The organism is Draconibacterium halophilum, assembly GCF_010448835.1.
GTDB lineage: Bacteria > Bacteroidota > Bacteroidia > Bacteroidales > Prolixibacteraceae > Draconibacterium > Draconibacterium halophilum.
In genome coordinates this window covers 3,430,355-3,447,583 of the sequence record NZ_CP048409.1, presented here as the reverse complement: position 1 = coordinate 3,447,583, position 17,229 = coordinate 3,430,355, and the positions used below count along the sequence as shown (strand labels likewise).

The 17,229-nt window shown below is 41.1% G+C and carries 13 protein-coding genes and 1 pseudogene; 3 read left to right on the top strand and 11 right to left on the bottom strand.

What is annotated here, in order from left to right:
* Positions 1–25 precede the first annotated feature (25 nt).
* The 9 genes and pseudogenes from G0Q07_RS13820 to mnmH form a co-directional block, all read right to left on the bottom strand.
* On the bottom strand, positions 26–1,156 hold the full coding sequence (locus tag G0Q07_RS13820; protein ID WP_163347075.1) for a sensor histidine kinase: 1,131 nt from the start codon (positions 1,154–1,156) through the stop codon (positions 26–28).
* 204 nt (positions 1,157–1,360) lie between these two features.
* A complete protein-coding gene (locus G0Q07_RS13815) occupies positions 1,361–1,918 on the bottom strand; it encodes an acetate uptake transporter (protein WP_163348964.1) in 558 nt (185 codons plus the stop codon).
* Between the two features lie 212 nt (positions 1,919–2,130).
* The gene (locus G0Q07_RS13810; RefSeq protein ID WP_163347073.1) at positions 2,131–3,570 is read right to left on the bottom strand and encodes an NAD(P)(+) transhydrogenase (Re/Si-specific) subunit beta; all 1,440 of its coding nucleotides are present in this window, start codon (positions 3,568–3,570) and stop codon (positions 2,131–2,133) included.
* 6 nt (positions 3,571–3,576) lie between these two features.
* The gene (locus G0Q07_RS13805) at positions 3,577–3,891 is read right to left on the bottom strand and encodes an NAD(P) transhydrogenase subunit alpha (protein ID WP_163347071.1); all 315 of its coding nucleotides are present in this window, start codon (positions 3,889–3,891) and stop codon (positions 3,577–3,579) included.
* 10 nt (positions 3,892–3,901) lie between these two features.
* Positions 3,902–5,032 carry a Re/Si-specific NAD(P)(+) transhydrogenase subunit alpha gene (locus G0Q07_RS13800; RefSeq protein ID WP_163347069.1) on the bottom strand — a complete coding sequence of 377 codons (1,131 nt, stop codon included), beginning with the start codon at positions 5,030–5,032 and terminating at the stop codon, positions 3,902–3,904.
* A 245-nt stretch (positions 5,033–5,277) separates the two neighbouring features.
* Positions 5,278–5,922 carry a DUF4395 domain-containing protein gene (locus G0Q07_RS13795; protein ID WP_163347060.1) on the bottom strand — a complete coding sequence of 215 codons (645 nt, stop codon included), beginning with the start codon at positions 5,920–5,922 and terminating at the stop codon, positions 5,278–5,280.
* A gap of 169 nt (positions 5,923–6,091) precedes the next feature.
* Positions 6,092–6,337 carry a VF530 family protein gene (locus G0Q07_RS13790; protein ID WP_163347057.1) on the bottom strand — a complete coding sequence of 82 codons (246 nt, stop codon included), beginning with the start codon at positions 6,335–6,337 and terminating at the stop codon, positions 6,092–6,094.
* Between the two features lies 1 nt (position 6,338).
* Positions 6,339–7,384 (bottom strand): annotated as a pseudogene (gene selD / locus G0Q07_RS20810) (selenide, water dikinase SelD).
* Positions 7,341–8,399, bottom strand: a complete 1,059-nt coding sequence (gene mnmH, locus G0Q07_RS13780; RefSeq protein ID WP_163347054.1) for a tRNA 2-selenouridine(34) synthase MnmH — start codon at positions 8,397–8,399, stop codon at positions 7,341–7,343. The pseudogene selD and the gene mnmH overlap by 44 nt, the downstream one beginning before the upstream one ends.
* A gap of 277 nt (positions 8,400–8,676) precedes the next feature.
* Between mnmH and G0Q07_RS13775 the strand changes: the two genes are divergently transcribed.
* Entirely contained in the window at positions 8,677–8,904 is a 228-nt protein-coding gene (locus G0Q07_RS13775; RefSeq protein ID WP_163347046.1) for a hypothetical protein, read from the top strand.
* A gap of 99 nt (positions 8,905–9,003) precedes the next feature.
* Here the strand turns inward: G0Q07_RS13775 and G0Q07_RS13770 are convergent, their stop codons facing one another.
* Positions 9,004–10,050: a M20 family metallo-hydrolase gene (locus G0Q07_RS13770; RefSeq protein ID WP_163347043.1), complete on the bottom strand. Its 1,047-nt coding sequence runs from the start codon at positions 10,048–10,050 to the stop codon at positions 9,004–9,006.
* Positions 10,051–10,363: 313 nt separating this feature from the next.
* Here G0Q07_RS13770 and G0Q07_RS13765 point away from each other — a divergent pair, with 313 nt between their 5' ends.
* Both G0Q07_RS13765 and G0Q07_RS13760 read left to right on the top strand, forming a co-directional pair.
* A complete protein-coding gene (locus tag G0Q07_RS13765; RefSeq protein ID WP_163347041.1) occupies positions 10,364–15,367 on the top strand; it encodes a T9SS type A sorting domain-containing protein in 5,004 nt (1,667 codons plus the stop codon).
* Between the two features lie 116 nt (positions 15,368–15,483).
* Positions 15,484–16,722 (top strand): M48 family metallopeptidase, encoded by a 1,239-nt coding sequence (locus G0Q07_RS13760; RefSeq protein ID WP_163347039.1) that lies wholly within the window; start codon positions 15,484–15,486, stop codon positions 16,720–16,722.
* Positions 16,723–16,868: 146 nt separating this feature from the next.
* Here G0Q07_RS13760 and G0Q07_RS13755 read toward each other — a convergent pair whose 3' ends face one another.
* A complete protein-coding gene (locus G0Q07_RS13755) occupies positions 16,869–17,216 on the bottom strand; it encodes a DsrE family protein (protein WP_163347037.1) in 348 nt (115 codons plus the stop codon).
* Positions 17,217–17,229 lie beyond the last annotated feature (13 nt).

The following is a 17,229-nucleotide window of genomic DNA, read 5'->3' as shown; positions in this document are numbered from 1 at the left end:
CAGTAATGTTATGCGGTGGTAATAACTATTTAGGAAGTTGAATATAAAATGTTGTTCCGGTTTCTTCGGAACTGGTAAAGCCAACCTTGCCATTCAGGTACTTCTCACCAAATAATTTCATGCTGTAGGTACCCAAACCCCGGCCTTGTCCTTTGGTCGAAAAGAAACGTTTAAAGAGTTGATATTTAACTTTTTCCGGAACTACGCTATTGTTGTGAACTGAAAATTCTACAACGTCTTGTTTTTCTTTGCTCAAAAGAGTAATTGTATCGTGTGGTACATTCATCTCAATGGCATTTTTAATCATATTTCCAAGAATACGCCTTAGCAAAACAAGGTCGGTATTAACTGTGCAGTCAATTGATTCGGTACTGATGAGAATGGGTTTACCAGCATTTAGTTCATGTTTGGCATACGTTCTTTGTAACTCAGAAAGAACATCCTTGCTGTTTACCTGCTTCGCCTGTAATTGAAGTTCGCCTCTTTCAGCAGCACCAAACTCGCGCTGTGATTGTATTTCCTCAATAAGACTTTGTGAAGCGCCTTCAATCGTTTGGGCGATGTCTTTTAATTGCTCAGCATCGTCAATCTCTTTAAGGATGGAGGATAAACCGGAAATGGCTCCTGCGCTATTTAATATATCGTGAATAAAAACACGTTCCAGTGATTTTCTTCTTTTTTCGGCGCTGATATCATTTACCGAAAAGATGGTTAATTTTTCACTTTCAATATCTAAAGGACTTGCTGTAACTTCTAAGTCAAGCGCATTGTTTTCTGTTGTGAGTATCTGACATTCTTTTGTTGAACGTTTTCCTTTTTGCGAATCCAGAATGGCGTTTACCGCACCACATGATTTACATGCATTGGTTGTTCCGCATCCTGCACCCGATTTAAATGCATTGGCGCAATTAAACGTTTCTCCGGGGCGTTTTCCAATCAGTGGATCATGATTTAACTGCCGGCAAAAATCTTTGTAACTTTTGTTGGCATAAACTACCTGGCGGTGCTTATTTAAAATAAGTACCATTTGTGAAATTGATTCAACAAAATTTACCAGTTGCTTATTTTCAAGAATTGTTTTGAATTGGCTTTCAAGCTGCCCGTTTGTATAGCGTAAAGCCGGGGCATGGCTTGTTAAGGTTTGCTCTTCAAACATAATTACGTCCTTTCGATAAATGGTTTGCTCAACAAATATATCAAATGTACTGAATAAATGAAAGTTTTGCCGCTGATTATTAGTTAACTATTGCTGTTTTGTTATCAAGGTCTCTCAAAAGGCATCTTCCAAAACTCATGTTAAAAAGAGAAAGGGCTGAATCGGTAAACGATCAGCCCTTTGAATATTATTGACAATAAAATGCTAGTTTGCAGTCTTTGCCCACGCTGTGCCAAGTGGCAAAACAGTTTTGCCGGCAAGGTCGTTAATAATAATAGCCGCCATCATATACCAGGCTGACAGCGCACAGAAAATAAGTTCGTAACCGGCAACCACATTCATTTTTGGGAAACCAAAATGACCCACAATAAGAAATATAAAACCGATTTCAAGCAAAATAAATGTAATAGCCATGGCTTTGTGCACATAAAATGAGGCAGCCAGCATTATACAGGTGTATAAAGCCCATGCAACCAAATACCAACCCACATCGGTATGAGAAGCGGAGTAAATGTTAAAATGGTTTAGTAACCATATAATTCCCAGGCCAATCCAAAACGAACCGTAAGCAACAAAGGCACTGAATCCGAAATTATTGCCTACTTTTTGTTCCATAAAACCGGCGATCATTTGTGCCAATCCACCAAATACCAGGCCCATCGACAGTACCGGCCCAATGCCCAAAAGCCCGATGTTATGAATTTGCAGTAAAAGGGTAGTTAATCCGAATCCGGCCAGCCCTACAACCGCCGGATTCCCAATTTTTGAGTACTCATTCTTGAATGTTTAAATAGTTGAATTTTTGAGCCTGCGAAAATAGGAGTTCAAGCATAAGAACTATCTGTTCCATCCAATAATAGGGAGGGTTTAATGTTTTATTGATTTTGCTAATCGGAAATAGATTACTCGATAGAATAAAAAAAAATGCCACCCCTTTAAAAAGATAGCATTTTTAAGTATTGTATTTGTTGTTTCTACATACTCTTAATTTCGCTTACCAAACTGGTAATTGATTTTTTAGCATCGCCAAACAACATTCGTGTTTTGTCGTTAAAGAACAGGAAGTTCTCAATGCCTGCATAACCTTTACCCATACCACGTTTCATGATAATAATGTTTTTGGCCAGATGCGCATCAATGATTGGCATGCCGTAAATCGGGCTGCTCGGATCGTCGTAAGCTGCAGGGTTAACCACATCGTTGGCTCCCACTACAATAGCTACATCAACATTGGGCATATCCGGATTAATTTCATCCATCTCAACCAGTTGTTCATAAGGTACATCGGCTTCGGCCAGTAATACATTCATGTGGCCCGGCATACGACCCGCTACCGGATGAATGGCATATTTTACGTCTACACCTTTGCTTTCAAGCAGCGTATCCAATTCGTGTGCAATATGCTGCGCCTGTGCCACGGCCAAACCATAACCCGGAATCACAACTACTTTTTGCGAGTAGCTTAAAAGAACAGCGGCATCGCTCAGGGTAATTTCTTTAATGGTTCCCTGTTCGCGGTTGGCAGCAGCGCCACCTCCACCAAAGGCACCAATAATTACATTAATCAGCGAGCGGTTCATTGCTTTACACATCAACAGGGTAAGAATCATTCCGGCAGCACCTACCAAAATACCTCCAAGAATCATTGCCTGGTTGTTATAGATGAATCCGGCCATAGCAGCAGCAATACCTGTAAACGAGTTTAACAGCGAAATTACTACCGGCATATCGGCACCACCAATTGGCAATACGAACATTACTCCATAAACCAACGATAAAATGGTAAGGACATAAATAGCCCACATCATTTCTGAAGGTTGAGTTGGTGAGATGATGATGAAAACAGCCAAGGCAATGGTTGTCAGCATTAAAACCAGGTTTATATAAGTCATAAATGGTTTCATGACATCGCCAACGCGACCATCAAGTTTACCAAATGCAATTAAACTTCCACTGAAAGCTACTGCACCAATAATTAAACCAAGTACGGTTACTACAATTGATTGTACATCGCCGGCCATAGCAGCCGGATATTCCAGCAATGCCACCAACATTGATGCACCACCACCCGTTGCGTTATACAATGATACCAACTGTGGCATGGCTGTCATTTTTACTTTGCGGGCAACCATCCATCCAATGGCAGCACCAACGCCAATGGCGCATAAAATGATCCAGATGTTGGTGAGCGAGATACCTTCTCCTGCATTGTTTTTGTGCAAAAGCAAGGTGGTTACCATGGCCAGTCCCATACCTCCTGCAGCCCAAAGGTTACCTCGGCGGGCTGTTTCGGGGTGCGAAAGCAGTTTCAGACCAAATACAAATAAAAGTGCGGCAATCAGATAGCTCAGTTCGAGCAAAGTATCGCCAACTGTAAAAGCTGTTCCGTTTAGTGTTCCTAATACTTTATCCATAACTGCCTACTTTTTTTTCTTTTTAAACATTTCAAGCATCCTGTCGGTAACGGCAAAACCACCCACCACGTTCAAAGTACCAAAAATCAGGGCCAGAATACCCAGTACCAGGTTGAGTGAGAATTTTGAAAGGTCGGCATGACCAACCAGAATGATACCACCAATAATAATTACACCGCTGATTGCATTTGCCCCCGACATAAGCGGAGTGTGCAATACGGCCGGCACATTCGAAATCACTTCAATACCCACAAATATGGATAGAGCAATGATGAAAATGGCTTCTTTGTATTCAAAGAAAAACGTTAAAAATTGTTCCATACCTGTAGATTTATGCGTTTTCGATTATTGATTTTACTCTTTCGTTGTAAAGTTCTTTTGCATGCGTGATGCAGGTTCCTTTTACAATATCGTCTTCAAAATTCAGGTTCAGTTCACCTTCTTCGCCAATTATCAGTTTCATAAAGTTCAACACATTTTTGCCGAACATTCGACTTGCATCAACCGGTTTTTGTGCCGGGTAATTGGACTGCCCGATAATACTTACTTCTTTATGAACAACAACTTCGTCGTTTTTGGTCAGCTCGCAGTTTCCACCTGTCGATGCTGCAAGGTCGATAATAACCGAACCCGGTTTCATAGCATCAACAGCTTCTTTCGGAATAAGAACCGGAGCTTTGCGTCCCGGAATTTGGGCAGTGCAAATCACCACGTTCGATTTGGCAGCAACTTCATTGATCTTTTCCTGCTGTTTCTTTTTGAATTCTTCGGTTTGTTCAACCGCATATCCACCGGCAGCTTTGTCTTCGGTTGCTCCTTCAACTTCAACAAACTTACCACCAAGGCTCATTACCTGCTCTTTTACAGCCGAGCGTACATCGAAAACCTGCACCTGAGCACCCAGTTTTCTTGCCGTGGCAATGGCTTGTAAGCCGGCCACTCCGGCACCCAGAATAAGTACATTGGCCGGACGGATTGTACCGGCGGCTGTCATAAACATGGGGAAGAATGTAGGTAGTTTAACCGCTGCCTCAAGCACAGCCATATAGCCCGATACCGTTGCCATCGATGATAATATGTCCATGGCTTGCGCCCGTGAAGTACGTGGAATCAAATCGAGACTAAATGTTGTGATACTCTTGTCGAGGAAAGTTTTTACCAGCGCAGTATCCCATAGTGGGTTAAAAGCGCTAATCCAAACCTGAGAATCATTAATTCTCCCGGTGTCACCGTCAGCCGGTGGCTGAATTTGCAGTAGAACTTCGGCTTTGGAAAACACATCGTCGCGCGAAACTGTTTTTGCTCCAACAGCTTCATAATCAGCATCAGAAGCAAATGCTTGTTCTCCGGCTCCCTGTTCAACCAGTACCTCAACTTTTAAGTCGGTAAAAGCTTTTACAGTTTCCGGAAGTAAAGCGACACGTGTTTCATTACCGTGTTCTTTTAATAATCCAAGAATCATAAATTTTGATTTAGATATTTAATTTGAAACAAATCTATAAAATATAATTGACCGTGTGCGCACACGACAAGGAGTTTTCTTATGATTTATAACACATTCTTATAGAATCTAAGTCACAGAACGCAAACGATCCGCATATTTTGTACTGATATCAGTAACAACAGACCGATAAAGTATTTTGATTAAAAGGATTTTGAAAAACTAATTTTATCAAAAATAATAGGAGACGGGGCATAATTTCAATCTTATGAACTCAATCCAAATAAATCGAACGGTGGTTTTATAAATTGCTCGTTCAACAAAAAGTAAATGAGCACTATAAAAGTCGCAAACCCGATGACAATAAAAAAATGCGACCAGTTTGTTTTTTGAATATCGTGACGTGACTTTACATCGCAAACTTCGCCCGGGCAATATTGAACCTTATCTTTAAATAATAAAGGATAAAATTTGCAGCCTAAACAAATTCCAAATACTGCTTCAAAAAATAGAAAGACAAGACAAATCATGCAAATAATTCCGGTTATCGGGCTGTAAGAGTTTACAATTACTGCCAATACCAACATGGTAAGGGCGAGGCCAATTCCAACTTTCCAGGCAAATTTCTTTTGGCGTGCTCCAACGTATTCAGGTGTTTGGTTACGCACGATCCAACGGCCAAGAATTAGCGTTGGTGAATACTTTGGACTGATGAAAACCCGAATCAGCATGTCGGTCAGGAATACTATAATGGCATATTTTAACGGCGTAAAATTTCCCTCCGTGGCCTGTTGAATGGAAATAAACATTAACATAAAAAGCATTCCGGCTGCGGCCCGAATCTCTCTTTCATTTAAAACAGGAATAGTGTAGCCCTGTACATTCTCTCCAAACTGAACGATCTTACTCATTTTGTTTCAATTATTCGTTGTTTTTAATTTTTAACTGTAAAGTGCGCAATATACCAAAACGACTAATAGTAGGTTTGATTAAAAGATGTCATTAACATGCTGTTTACTTCAAGTTGCAGGAACAAAAAGAGCAACATTATTAGATGTGGTTATAACTATTGAGGTGCGGCTAGGTTTCTTTAAACGTTTCAACATAAAGATTTTCCAATTTTTCGCGTGCCCAGGGAGTTCGGCGTAAGAACTTCAGACTCGATTTTAGGGACGGATTACTACGAAAACAATTGATGCGAATGATATCGCCCAATTCCTCCCAGCCGTAGTAGCTTACCAGGTATACCAAAATCGCCTCAAGTGTTTTTCCATGCAGCGGATTATTAGGCTGTTTTTCAGGCTTTTTATTTGCGTTGCGTTCCATATTAAACTACGGTAATAAGTTGCTTTTCTTTTTCTGCCAGCTGTCCAAATGGGATTGTATGGATATTAAATTTCGCCAGGCAGGCTTCCACTTCGGCAAGTGCTTCCGGCTCAACCGCCAGTAATAAACCGCCACTGGTTTGCGGATCGCAGAGAATATTTTTGTAGGCTTCGTTTTTCATTGCTACGTTGTGTCCGTAACTATCCCAGTTGCGCAGTGTTCCGCCCGGAATACAGTTTTGTTCCAGATACGATTGCAGCATGGGTAAAGTTGGTATTTTATCGTATTCAATTTGAGCTGATAAATTGCTGCCCTCACACATTTCTGTAAGGTGACCCAGCAAACCAAACCCTGTTACGTCGGTCATGGCTTTTACTCCTTTAATTTTTGCCAGTTCAAAACCGGGCGTATTTAACTCGCACATTAATTCGGGGGCTGTTTGTTCATGCTCGCTAGCCAAAACACCTTTTTTCTGTGCAGTGGTTAAAATACCAACTCCCAGTGGTTTGGTCAAAAGCAACCGACATCCTTTAGTTGCCGTATCATTTTGTTTTATGTTTTTCAAATCAACCTGTCCGGTAACTGCCAGCCCAAAAATAGGTTCGGGCTATCGATGCTGTGTCCTCCGGCCAAACTAATGCCCACTTCTTTACAAACCTGGCGACCACCTTCAACTACTTCGCGGGCAATTTCCGGAGCGAGTTTATTAATGGGCCAGCCCAAAATGGCAATGGCCAGAATTGGTTTTCCTCCCATGGCAAAAACATCGCTGATGGCGTTGGTTGCTGCAATCCGGCCAAACGTAAACGGATCGTCAACAATGGGCATAAAAAAATCAGTGGTGCTAATGATTGCGGTGCCGTTTCCTAAATCCAACACTGCAGCATCATCGCGACTGTCGTTGCCAACCAACAGGTTGGGTTGATGTCCCATGTCGAGATTTGTCTCAAGAATGGTACTTAAAACTTTTGGCGATATTTTGCATCCGCAACCCGCTCCGTGACTATACTGCGTGAGCTTTATCTTTTTTGTTTCTGATTGACTCATAATATACTTTAATTTGTTTGGAAATCATTTTCGGCGAAATCGATTCTGACTCTAAAGTGTAAATTTCCTGGTGTTCTCGCTTTCTCAAGCCTCTCAGGTAATATTTATCGTAATAGAGCAGGCAGATCATCGCTACTTCATATAATTCGTTTTTTTTAAGGTGTTCCAATGCCTGTTTGGTATTTAAACCGCCCAATCTTTTTTGAATCCGGAGAATGGAATCTTCCAGCATTGCCTTGTCGGCTTCCGAATAATCTTTCACAAGAAAACGGGCTCTTACTTCACGCGGAATATCCAGAAAAATAACTGGATGGCTTCTCATATTCTCAAAAAAGTTAACTGGAATATTTACCAGACCAATACGGTGACTTTCGTCTTCAATCCATATTGTTTTGTTGTAATCCAGGTCTTTCCATTTCCAGAACAAGTTGTTTTCAAACTGTTCCATGGTTGGCTGACTTCCACCTCCCAACCGTCCGAAAGCCGATCCTTTATGGTTGGCAATTCCTTCCAAATCAAGTATTTGTTCACCTTGTTCTTTCAGTGTGTATAAAATATGTGTTTTCCCGCTGCCGGTATAACCGCCGAGTATGCAAATATTAGCTTTGGTTTTAAACGATTCCAACGCATGGTTCCGGAAAGCTTTGTAACCGCTGGTTATCACATAAACTTTTGAAAAGCCATTATCAGAAAGGTGTTGTGCAAACGATTTCGAGCGCATTCCTCCACGCCAGCAATGAACCGCAATAATTCCATCGGGAGCAAGTTTCCGTGATTCCGAAATAAACCATTCCAACTTTGGCGTTACGTATTTGTATCCTAGTTTAATGGCTTGTTCTTTTGATTGCTGAACATACACCGTACCAACAGCTGCCCGCTCTTCATTCGAGAACAAAGGAATACTATGTGCACCCGGTATGTGCCCTTTTTCATACTCGCCCGGCGAGCGAACATCAACAAGCGGAACCGTGGTAGCCAGTTGTATATAGGCTGAAAAACTGATCTCCTGTAACATGGTGACAAAGTTATTTATTCGGAGAATATTTCATGAAAAGAATGCGCATAATGTTAAAAGTAGTTGGAAAGTATTGATTTGGCGGGTATAACCATAAAATTAAATTACCGTAATGATGGTAGAATTACGAAGATTGAATATGATGAATGGAACGTAAAAAAAGATTAAAGAATTTGTTTTACAAGATGTAAATGAAACCAAGGCGAGTGCTACTCCTGATTCTTTTGGGAAGGGATTAAAAAATACGAGTACGGAACTCTGGCTCGACACCGGCGATATGGCAGAAGCTGATAAAAACTGGGCGGCTGAAATGACTGCATTAACAACCAACAACACTTTGGTAAATAATCTTCCGAAAAATGAAAATGAGCTAATCGACAAAGTTCACGAACCAGGTTGCGGCGATCTGTTTCCATATCTCAGCGAAAAAGATTATAAACTGATTGCAGGAGATAGGGAAATTCCAAATCATCAGCACTGGGGACAACGCATTGCAAACGGTTAACTGGCAATAGATACACTGCTAAATATGGACGAACTGGCAAGTTTTACTGCCGATCAGGCAGCGCTCGATGACGGAATCCTCCGAATAATCAGCGGCGAATTACAGCTTGAGATCTTCCAGCAAATCGATGTAGCATTCAATACCTGTAATAATTTCGCTTTTGTGAATGTATTCATCAGCAGTGTGTGAACGTGCTGAATCGCCAGGCCCCATTTTTACTGAGAGGGAGGCAATAATCGCCTGATCGGAAGTGGTTGGCGAACCATAAATATTGATGCCTTTTTTCTTTACCAACTTTGCAAAAGGATGATGCGCTGAAATTCCCGACGAGTTTAAACGAACCGATCGTGGCTTCACTTCCGATTCAATTACCTGACCAATAATATCTGCAGCTTCTTTGTTGGTGTAATGTTCGTTGGTACGCACATCAACTACAAAATGGCAATTGTCGGGAACAACATTGTGTTGTGTTCCGGCCTCTATTTGTGTTACCGAAAGTTTTACTTTTCCGAGAACTTCAGAAACTTTATCAAATTCAAAATTGCGGAGTTTTTCAATATCTGCAATGGCTTTGTAAAGTGCATTTTCGCCTTCCTCGCGGGCGGCATGACCGGATTTTCCGTGTGCGTAACAATCCAAAACCAGCAAACCTTTTTCGGCAATGGCCAGCTCCATTTTGGTGGGCTCGCCAATTATGGCAAAGGTAATTGGGGCAATCTCGGGCAAAACAATTTCCATTCCCCGACGTCCTGAAATTTCCTCTTCGGCAGTTGCCGCATAAACCAGGTTAAATGGCAAATCTTCGCGTTCGTAAAAATGAATGAAAGTTGCCAGAAGCGAAACCAGCGGGCCACCGGCGTCGTTGCTCCCCAATCCGTATAAAATATCTCCTGCTTCAATGGGCGAAAACGGATCTTTGGTGTAGCCTTTTGCCGGGCGAACAGTATCGATATGTGAATCGAGCAAAATTGTCGGCTTTTCTTTCGAGTAATATTTGTTGTATGCCCAGGTGTTGTTTTCCTTGGTCGTGTAAGGAATAGCTTCTTTTTCGAGAAAAGCACGCATAACGGCGGCCGCATTTTCCTCCTCTTTACTAAACGACTGCGTAGCGATCAGTGTTTTTAACAATTCGATGTATTTCTCCATAGTTTACCAATTGTAACATTGCAAAAATGGGAAAAAAATTGACAGGGATAATAAATGGAAAGCATTTTCATGCAGCACATTCACTAAAGTAAACCTGCTATAATGTTCATTCTTATTCTGTACGAAAATAAAAAACGTAGCCATTAAAAAAGGAAAAAAAGAGCAGAAATACTTTTAATGTTGTGGAATTTCCTTTATTTTGGCATAAATATCCGATAGTAACCTGAATATATACAATATGCAATTAAATTTTACCAGGAAATCAAATTTGCTGTTTTTGCAGCTTTTTAACACAAAAAAAATTATTAGCGACATGTGCACACACTACTTAAAGAAAGGAATAGTGGTGCTTTTTCTAATTGTCTCTACAGTTGTTTTATCTACAAACCTACTGTATGCTCAAGTGCCCAACCCCAACGAGGCTGAGTGGGTAGGTGATGGATATGCATTAAAGAAAATTGTGAGTAATACGACTATTGCCAGTGGTGTAAACTTTAGTTATACCCTTATGTTTTCGGCCCCGGCCGGAGCAACAACAGTAACTATTGCCGATCAAATTCCGATAGATGTTGAGGTGGTTAATGTGCCAACACCTGCTGATGTAAATGGCGTAACTCCTACAGTTTCAATTACCGGAACTCCCGGGGTAAATGAAGAAGTTACCTATTCGCTCACCGGGTTGCCCGGAGGTTCTGCTTCATCCGGATCATTCACTATTGTTGTTAAATTTCCGGAAGGGGTTACCTGTGACGGAACAAGCGTTAGAAACCGGGCCGGTATTTTAGTTGACGACAAATGGAACTATACTCCATTTGTTAGTACAACGGCTACAGCAGTTGATCCGTGGAAGGTAGCCAAAACAATCGTTGGCGGTGCTGTAGTAAATCCATCGGGAGGAAGTTGTGGTTACATGATTGCACCAGACGGAACGGTAACTTATCGTTTATATGTGATGAAAAGCAGTCCGTATTACGGAAATGTAAACGGACAAATGAACATGACTGGTGCTACAGTTACTGATGTTTTACCGCCGGGTGCGGTAGTAACGTCGAGCACTTGCAGCGGAATTCCGATAGGTTCTTCAGGTACCATAACCTGGAATGTTAACTCCGGCTCTCTTGATGCCACAACGCCGTATGCCTATTATTACTGCGAGATTGAAGTTCAGTACCCAGTAGGTAGTTTTCCTATCGGATCCATTATAAACAACGAGCTTACTTTGGATGGCGAAATTTGTAATCAAAATGTTTCGCATACAAGTAATCAGACTTGCGTTGAGGTTATCGATTATACACCTAACGAGAATGCTAATTTCCAGAAGTATATTTCGCTTGCCAACCGCGTTCCCGGATGCACTGGAATGTACCGCATTATTTTTTGCAACAACGGAAATGTTCCGCTTTCGGCGTTTAATATTGATGATGCAATTCCATCGGGAGTTAGCGTTGATGAGATTAATATTTACAATGCCAATGCAACTACTACTGTTGATTTAAATATCAATGGTTCTTCTTATGCTACAGGAATAAACAGTACTTATTCAACCGGAACTATAGGAACGACAGTTAACGACATCCAGTTGCAAATGACCGGAAGTTTACCGGTTGGCGATTGCATTTATATGTATGTGGAATTTACGGTCAATCCGAATCCGACCGGAACAGTTGTAACCAATTGCGCATCGTTTGATGGTTTGGCTAATTCTTTAAGTTTGGATGATGCGTGTGTTAGTTTTACTGTTGAAGCAGGAGAACCACGGCCTTGCATTGTTAAAGATATTTGCTCGCCGCAAACCGATTATGAACCGGGAGATATTGTGCGTTTTCGCCTGAGAGTTCAAAACATTGGTAGTGCCGATTTATCGGGCGCAACCATTCAGGATGTTTTAAACAGCAATTTCTCTTATGTGGGTAACGAAACTTATTATGTGGCTAGTACTTATAGTCCAGCATGTTCTTCGGGAGGAGGTATTCCTTCAGGAGCATCAGCGTGGACAGGAGTAAATCCAACGCATTCCGGAAATAATTTGAACTGGATTATACCCGATGTTCCCGCCGATTGTCAATTGTTTTATTCATCGTACTGCGGCACCTACGGCACCTATACCTTGCCCTATTACTTTATCGAATTTGATGTTCAGGTAGACGATTTTGCACTTCCGGGAGTAACTGTAAATAACTTCGATATAAGTGGAGGCAATTTAACTTCAAATGAAACATCAAACGATGTTAATGTTCTTGTTGTGGCTTCATTGGGGCAGGAGGTTGAAAAAGAAGTGTCGACAGATGGTGGAACTACATTTGCATCGTCGGGTGCGGTAAGTCCGGGCGGAACAGCACGTTATCGTTTGAATTATACAAACACTTCCAACGTGCAGGTATCGTCAATTAATCTTGTTGATCTTTTGCCGCTTGACGATACTTCTCCTGATGATTGGTTAATTCTTGACCGAAATACTCCACGAGGAAGTACTTTTGGAGTTGATTACGCCAATAACCATTCTTCAGCTCTGGTGCCGGGTGCTCCGTTTACCGGACCTACACCAACCTATTCAAACGATTTAAATGTTTGTTTACCAATGTTCTCCTATTCGCCTGCAGGATGTAACGGACCAACATTCGGAAGTACTCCTGAGCGTAACATTTTCATTGATTATACAAGTTTGTTGCTTGCACCAACTGTTAAATTGCAAGAAGAGTTTGATGTGACGATTCCGTCAGGAGCTACCTCGCAACAAACGGCTTGTAACGATTTTGCAGCCATATCGAGCACCGAATTTTTACTTGATGGTACGCCGCAATTCGTAACATTAACACCAATTGCTGCACCTCCGGTTTGTCTCACAATCGATACAGCAGCGCAATCGTCGTGTTGCGATAGTATTATAATTGAGGCGGTTTCAAATCCGGCAACAGGAGAAGATTGCTGTGTGCGAATAACTGCTGAGTGCCCCGTGAAATCGGTTGAATTAAGTGTTGAAAACGGAACAATAAGTTCAGCAATTTCATCGTGTAGTACTTTGCCAACCGGATATGCCGGACAAAGTAATTTTACTTTCCCCGGAAATGGTTGTGAAATTGATATGACACACTGTTTTACGACTGATCAGGCAGGATCGATAACAGTAAACTATGTGATAACTTTTGATAGTGGTGAAACTTGTACCGATAGTATTACTGTTGATTGTGGAGACGTTTCTGTAAATTGTTGCGATAGCATTACTTTGGAATCTTACCAGGATCCTGACCTTGGTGAATGCTGCGTGAGAGTGCTTACCGAGTGCGAAATTGATTCGGTGCTGGTTACTGTAAATAACGGGGTATTTAGTTCGAATACGTGGAATTGCTCAACAACTATTCCGGCTGCGGCAATTGGGCAAAGCAGTTATATGTTCGATGCCGCTTCGTGTGTGCTGAACATGACCAATTGTGTTACCGCTACTCAAAGTGGAACGGTTTCGCTTACCTACGTATTCTTTTTTGCAAACGGAGAAAAATGCGAAAAGGATATAGAGATGGATTGTGAGTATACAGCACAAAACTGTTGCGATAGTATTACGTTGGAAACTTATCATGATCCTGATTTGGAAGAATGCTGTGTGAAAGTTACTGCCGACTGTGAAGTTGATTCGGTAATGGTTGCTGTGGATAATGGTGTTTTCAGTTCGAATAGCTGGAATTGTTCAACGCCAATTCCAAACGATGCTGTTGGACAAAGTAGCTATACTTTTAATTCGGCTTCGTGCGTGCTGGATATGAATAATTGTTTTACAGTCGACCAGGCTGGAGTACTCACTGTAACCTATGTTTTCTTCATGGCCAATGGCGAAAAGTGCGAGAAAAAGGTTCAGTTGGATTGTGCTTATGTAGCAGAGGATTGTTGCGATAATGTTGAATTACTGGCCTATCAGGATGCTGATTTGGGCGAATGTTGTGCACAATTTATTTCAAAATGCGAAACCGATTCGATTGCCGTAATGATAAATAACGGAACTTTTGCCAATGTTACTTTAAATGGCATTTCTGTTTCAACAGGAGTTATTGGCCAGAGCAGTTATACTTTTAACACCACTGTATCAGCAGTTGATTTAATTACATGTGTAACACCTGATACAACTGGAGTTGTTGTACTTAATTATGTCGCTTATTTCGCGAATGGTGAGGTTTGCGAAAAACGTATAGAATTGGATTGTAAAGCTCAGGAACCAACTTCTGATTGTTGTCCGATTGTTGATTTTAAACTGAGACGATCATGGCCTTTCTTCAATAAATATGTGGGTACGTTCGAAATTTCCAATCCCGATCCTTCTAACCCTATTTGTTCGGTTCAGATAAGTTCTTCACCAGGAGGAAGTTTTAATACGGGAACTTTAATTATTGATGGAGCAGCCTCGGGACAAAGTTGGAATTCTTCGTCAATTCCTGCCTCAGGAACACTTAGTCCGCAGGCAGTGGAAGATATGCTGTTCACACTGACCGCTTTTAATTACACCGGGGTAGTAACCGTTTGTGTGACAAAATGCGACGGATCGGAATGTTGTTACGAATTTAACTGGAATGGAAAACCGATCGTGGTAATTCCGTGGGAGCCTGCGCAGCTTGGCGTGGGGGGCAAACTTGTGGCTGTTTCTGTTAGTCCGGAAATGATTGAAAACTTAGACGAAAGTATTAAATATGTTTCATTTGGTTTTGCCGATGAACAAGACCTTGGAGGCGAAGCTGAATTCTTTGCTATTGGAGGCACGGGAGATTGCGATGATACCAGAGCAGAAGCTACTCCCGGATCGATTGATCCGGATTCTGACGACGACGGAATTTCCGATGGTACAGAAAGCTACATGTCAAAGCATAATGCCTTTTTTGAACTAACGTGTCCCTATGAGCCTGGCTCGGGAGTACAAGCTCCGATTTTTAATCTTGTATTAAAAGGAGAGCTGCCTAAGCTGGGAATGGCACTCATTAGCGAAGACGGAAATGTGGTATTCGACGGTGAGATTGATTTAGCAAACCCTGATTCAGTAATTACATCTGTAGGTAATTTGGGTGATGTCTCGGGTAAAATGTTTGAATTCATTAACCTTTATCCAAATCCATCGGACGGAGATTTTACCGTTAAATATGCCACCGGTGAAGCTATGGATATCGACATATTAATTGTTAACCAGCTTGGACAAATTGTGGAAGTTCAGAATCAAGGACGTGTAAGCGTGGGCGTGCACAATACCACAATAAGTGCGGCAGGTCTTCCTGCCGGAGTCTATAAAGCCGTTTTAAAATCGGGTAACCGTACGTTAACAAAATCGGCAATACTTAAGTAAATTCACACAAATTTGATTTTTCAAAAGGCCGTTCTTCTTTATGAAGGATGGCCTTTTTACATGGCTAAGAACAGTAGTTGATTATCTTTGTCGGCCATAACCGAAGAAATAGTTAAATGCATACAATTTTGTTTTGGATAATAATTGCGATTCTGGTACTCGATTTTTTATTTGAGAAATATCTTGAATACCTCAATACCACTACCATGAGTGATAAAATCCCGGAGGAAGTTAAGGGGATTTACGATGAGGGAAAATACAAAAAGCAGCAGGCTTATCAGCGTGAGAATCATCGCTTCGGAATTCTAACCAGCAGTTTTAGTATGGCCATTACCCTAGCCATGTTTTTGTTTTATGGTTTTGCATTGGTTAACGGCTGGGTCTGGAGCTTTACCGGAATTGCAATATTGGCAGCACTCATTTTTTTTGGAATAATCATGTTTGCTTCAGATATTATTAATATTCCTTTTGAAATATACGACACCTTCAAAATAGAGGAGAAATACGGCTTTAATAAAACTACACCCAAAACCTTTGTTTTTGATAAAATAAAAGGCTGGCTGGTAAGTGCACTAATTGGCGGCGGATTGCTGGCACTGGTTATTTTTATCTATCAGTTAACAGGTGAGCTATTTTGGATTTATGCGTGGCTTGTGGTTTCAGCATTTTCCATTTTTATGGCTATGTTTTATTCCAATCTGATTGTACCGCTGTTTAATAAACAAACGCCGCTTGAAGAAGGTGAATTACGTGATGCTATTAGTGCCTTTGCCAAAAAAGTGGGTTTTAAACTGGATAATATTTTTGTGATCGACGGATCAAAACGATCTACAAAAGCAAACGCTTATTTTACCGGGCTTGGAGCTAAAAAACGAATTGTACTTTACGATACACTTATTAACGATCTGGAAACCGAAGAGCTGGTAGCAGTTTTAGCACACGAGATTGGCCATAACAAAAAGAAACACGTTGTTCAGGGACTCTTGATTGACTTGGTGCAAACCGCAATTGTTTTGTTTGTTTTTGGGCTGTTCATTGATAGTCCGGCTTTAAGTGCAGCACTGGGTGTTGAGGAGCCAAATTTTCATATTGGATTGGTGGCTTTTGGAGTATTGTATTCTCCCATTTCTTTTTTTACAGGCATTTTTATGAATATGCTTTCGCGGAAAAATGAATACCAGGCTGACCGTTTTGCTGCCGAATATTACAAACCGGAAGCGCTGGCATCGGCATTAAAAAAGCTGTCGATCAATAACCTGAGTAATTTAACACCACATAAAACATTTGTATTCTTTCACTACTCACACCCAACTTTACTGCAAAGGCTGGAGTTTTTAAAGTCATTTGAGAAGTAAGAAGACTCTCGCAAAGGTGCTAAGACGCGAAGGAAAGGTTTCAAGTTGCAGGTTGAAATAGTTTGGAAGATTAATTTTAAGCATTGGAGCATTTATGCACTTGCATCTTCTCCTACAACGCTCAATCCAATTCAATCTCCCTCAATCTATAGATTAACAACCTTGTCCGCAATTTTCTGAAAATGCATAATATCAACCATAGTTGCGGGTATGCCAATTTTTACTTTTTCCAACAATTGAAAATGATTCAGGCAAGTTTTGCAAGCCACTAATTTCACGCCTTTTTCTGCAAGTTGTTTCAGCGATTCAAGTGCCGGCAAACCGGAGCAGAGAAGTTTTACTCCTTCGTTGTAAAAGGTGATCACTTTTGGGAGTTCTTTTTCTTCGCAAAGCAACGTCAGGTAGTTTTTTACTAACAATTGGCCCAGTTCATCGTTGCCCGTGCCCATTCCGTTATGGGTAATCTGGATGAGTGTATTTTTGAAAGTATTCATTTGTATTTTGTTT

Excerpts from the sequence above, each read along its gene's own strand:
- G0Q07_RS13820 (WP_163347075.1), bottom strand. The coding sequence starts at position 1,156 with ATGTTTGAAGAGCAAACCTTAACAAGCCATGCCCCGGCTTTACGCTAT.
- G0Q07_RS13810 (WP_163347073.1), bottom strand. The coding sequence starts at position 3,570 with ATGGATAAAGTATTAGGAACACTAAACGGAACAGCTTTTACAGTTGGC.
- G0Q07_RS13805 (WP_163347071.1), bottom strand. The coding sequence starts at position 3,891 with ATGGAACAATTTTTAACGTTTTTCTTTGAATACAAAGAAGCCATTTTC.
- G0Q07_RS13800 (WP_163347069.1), bottom strand. The coding sequence starts at position 5,032 with ATGATTCTTGGATTATTAAAAGAACACGGTAATGAAACACGTGTCGCT.
- G0Q07_RS13795 (WP_163347060.1), bottom strand. The coding sequence starts at position 5,922 with ATGAGTAAGATCGTTCAGTTTGGAGAGAATGTACAGGGCTACACTATT.
- G0Q07_RS13790 (WP_163347057.1), bottom strand. The coding sequence starts at position 6,337 with ATGGAACGCAACGCAAATAAAAAGCCTGAAAAACAGCCTAATAATCCG.
- mnmH (WP_163347054.1), bottom strand. The coding sequence starts at position 8,399 with ATGTTACAGGAGATCAGTTTTTCAGCCTATATACAACTGGCTACCACG.
- G0Q07_RS13775 (WP_163347046.1), top strand. The coding sequence starts at position 8,677 with ATGGCAGAAGCTGATAAAAACTGGGCGGCTGAAATGACTGCATTAACA.
- G0Q07_RS13770 (WP_163347043.1), bottom strand. The coding sequence starts at position 10,050 with ATGGAGAAATACATCGAATTGTTAAAAACACTGATCGCTACGCAGTCG.
- G0Q07_RS13765 (WP_163347041.1), top strand. The coding sequence starts at position 10,364 with ATGTGCACACACTACTTAAAGAAAGGAATAGTGGTGCTTTTTCTAATT.
- G0Q07_RS13760 (WP_163347039.1), top strand. The coding sequence starts at position 15,484 with ATGCATACAATTTTGTTTTGGATAATAATTGCGATTCTGGTACTCGAT.
- G0Q07_RS13755 (WP_163347037.1), bottom strand. The coding sequence starts at position 17,216 with ATGAATACTTTCAAAAATACACTCATCCAGATTACCCATAACGGAATG.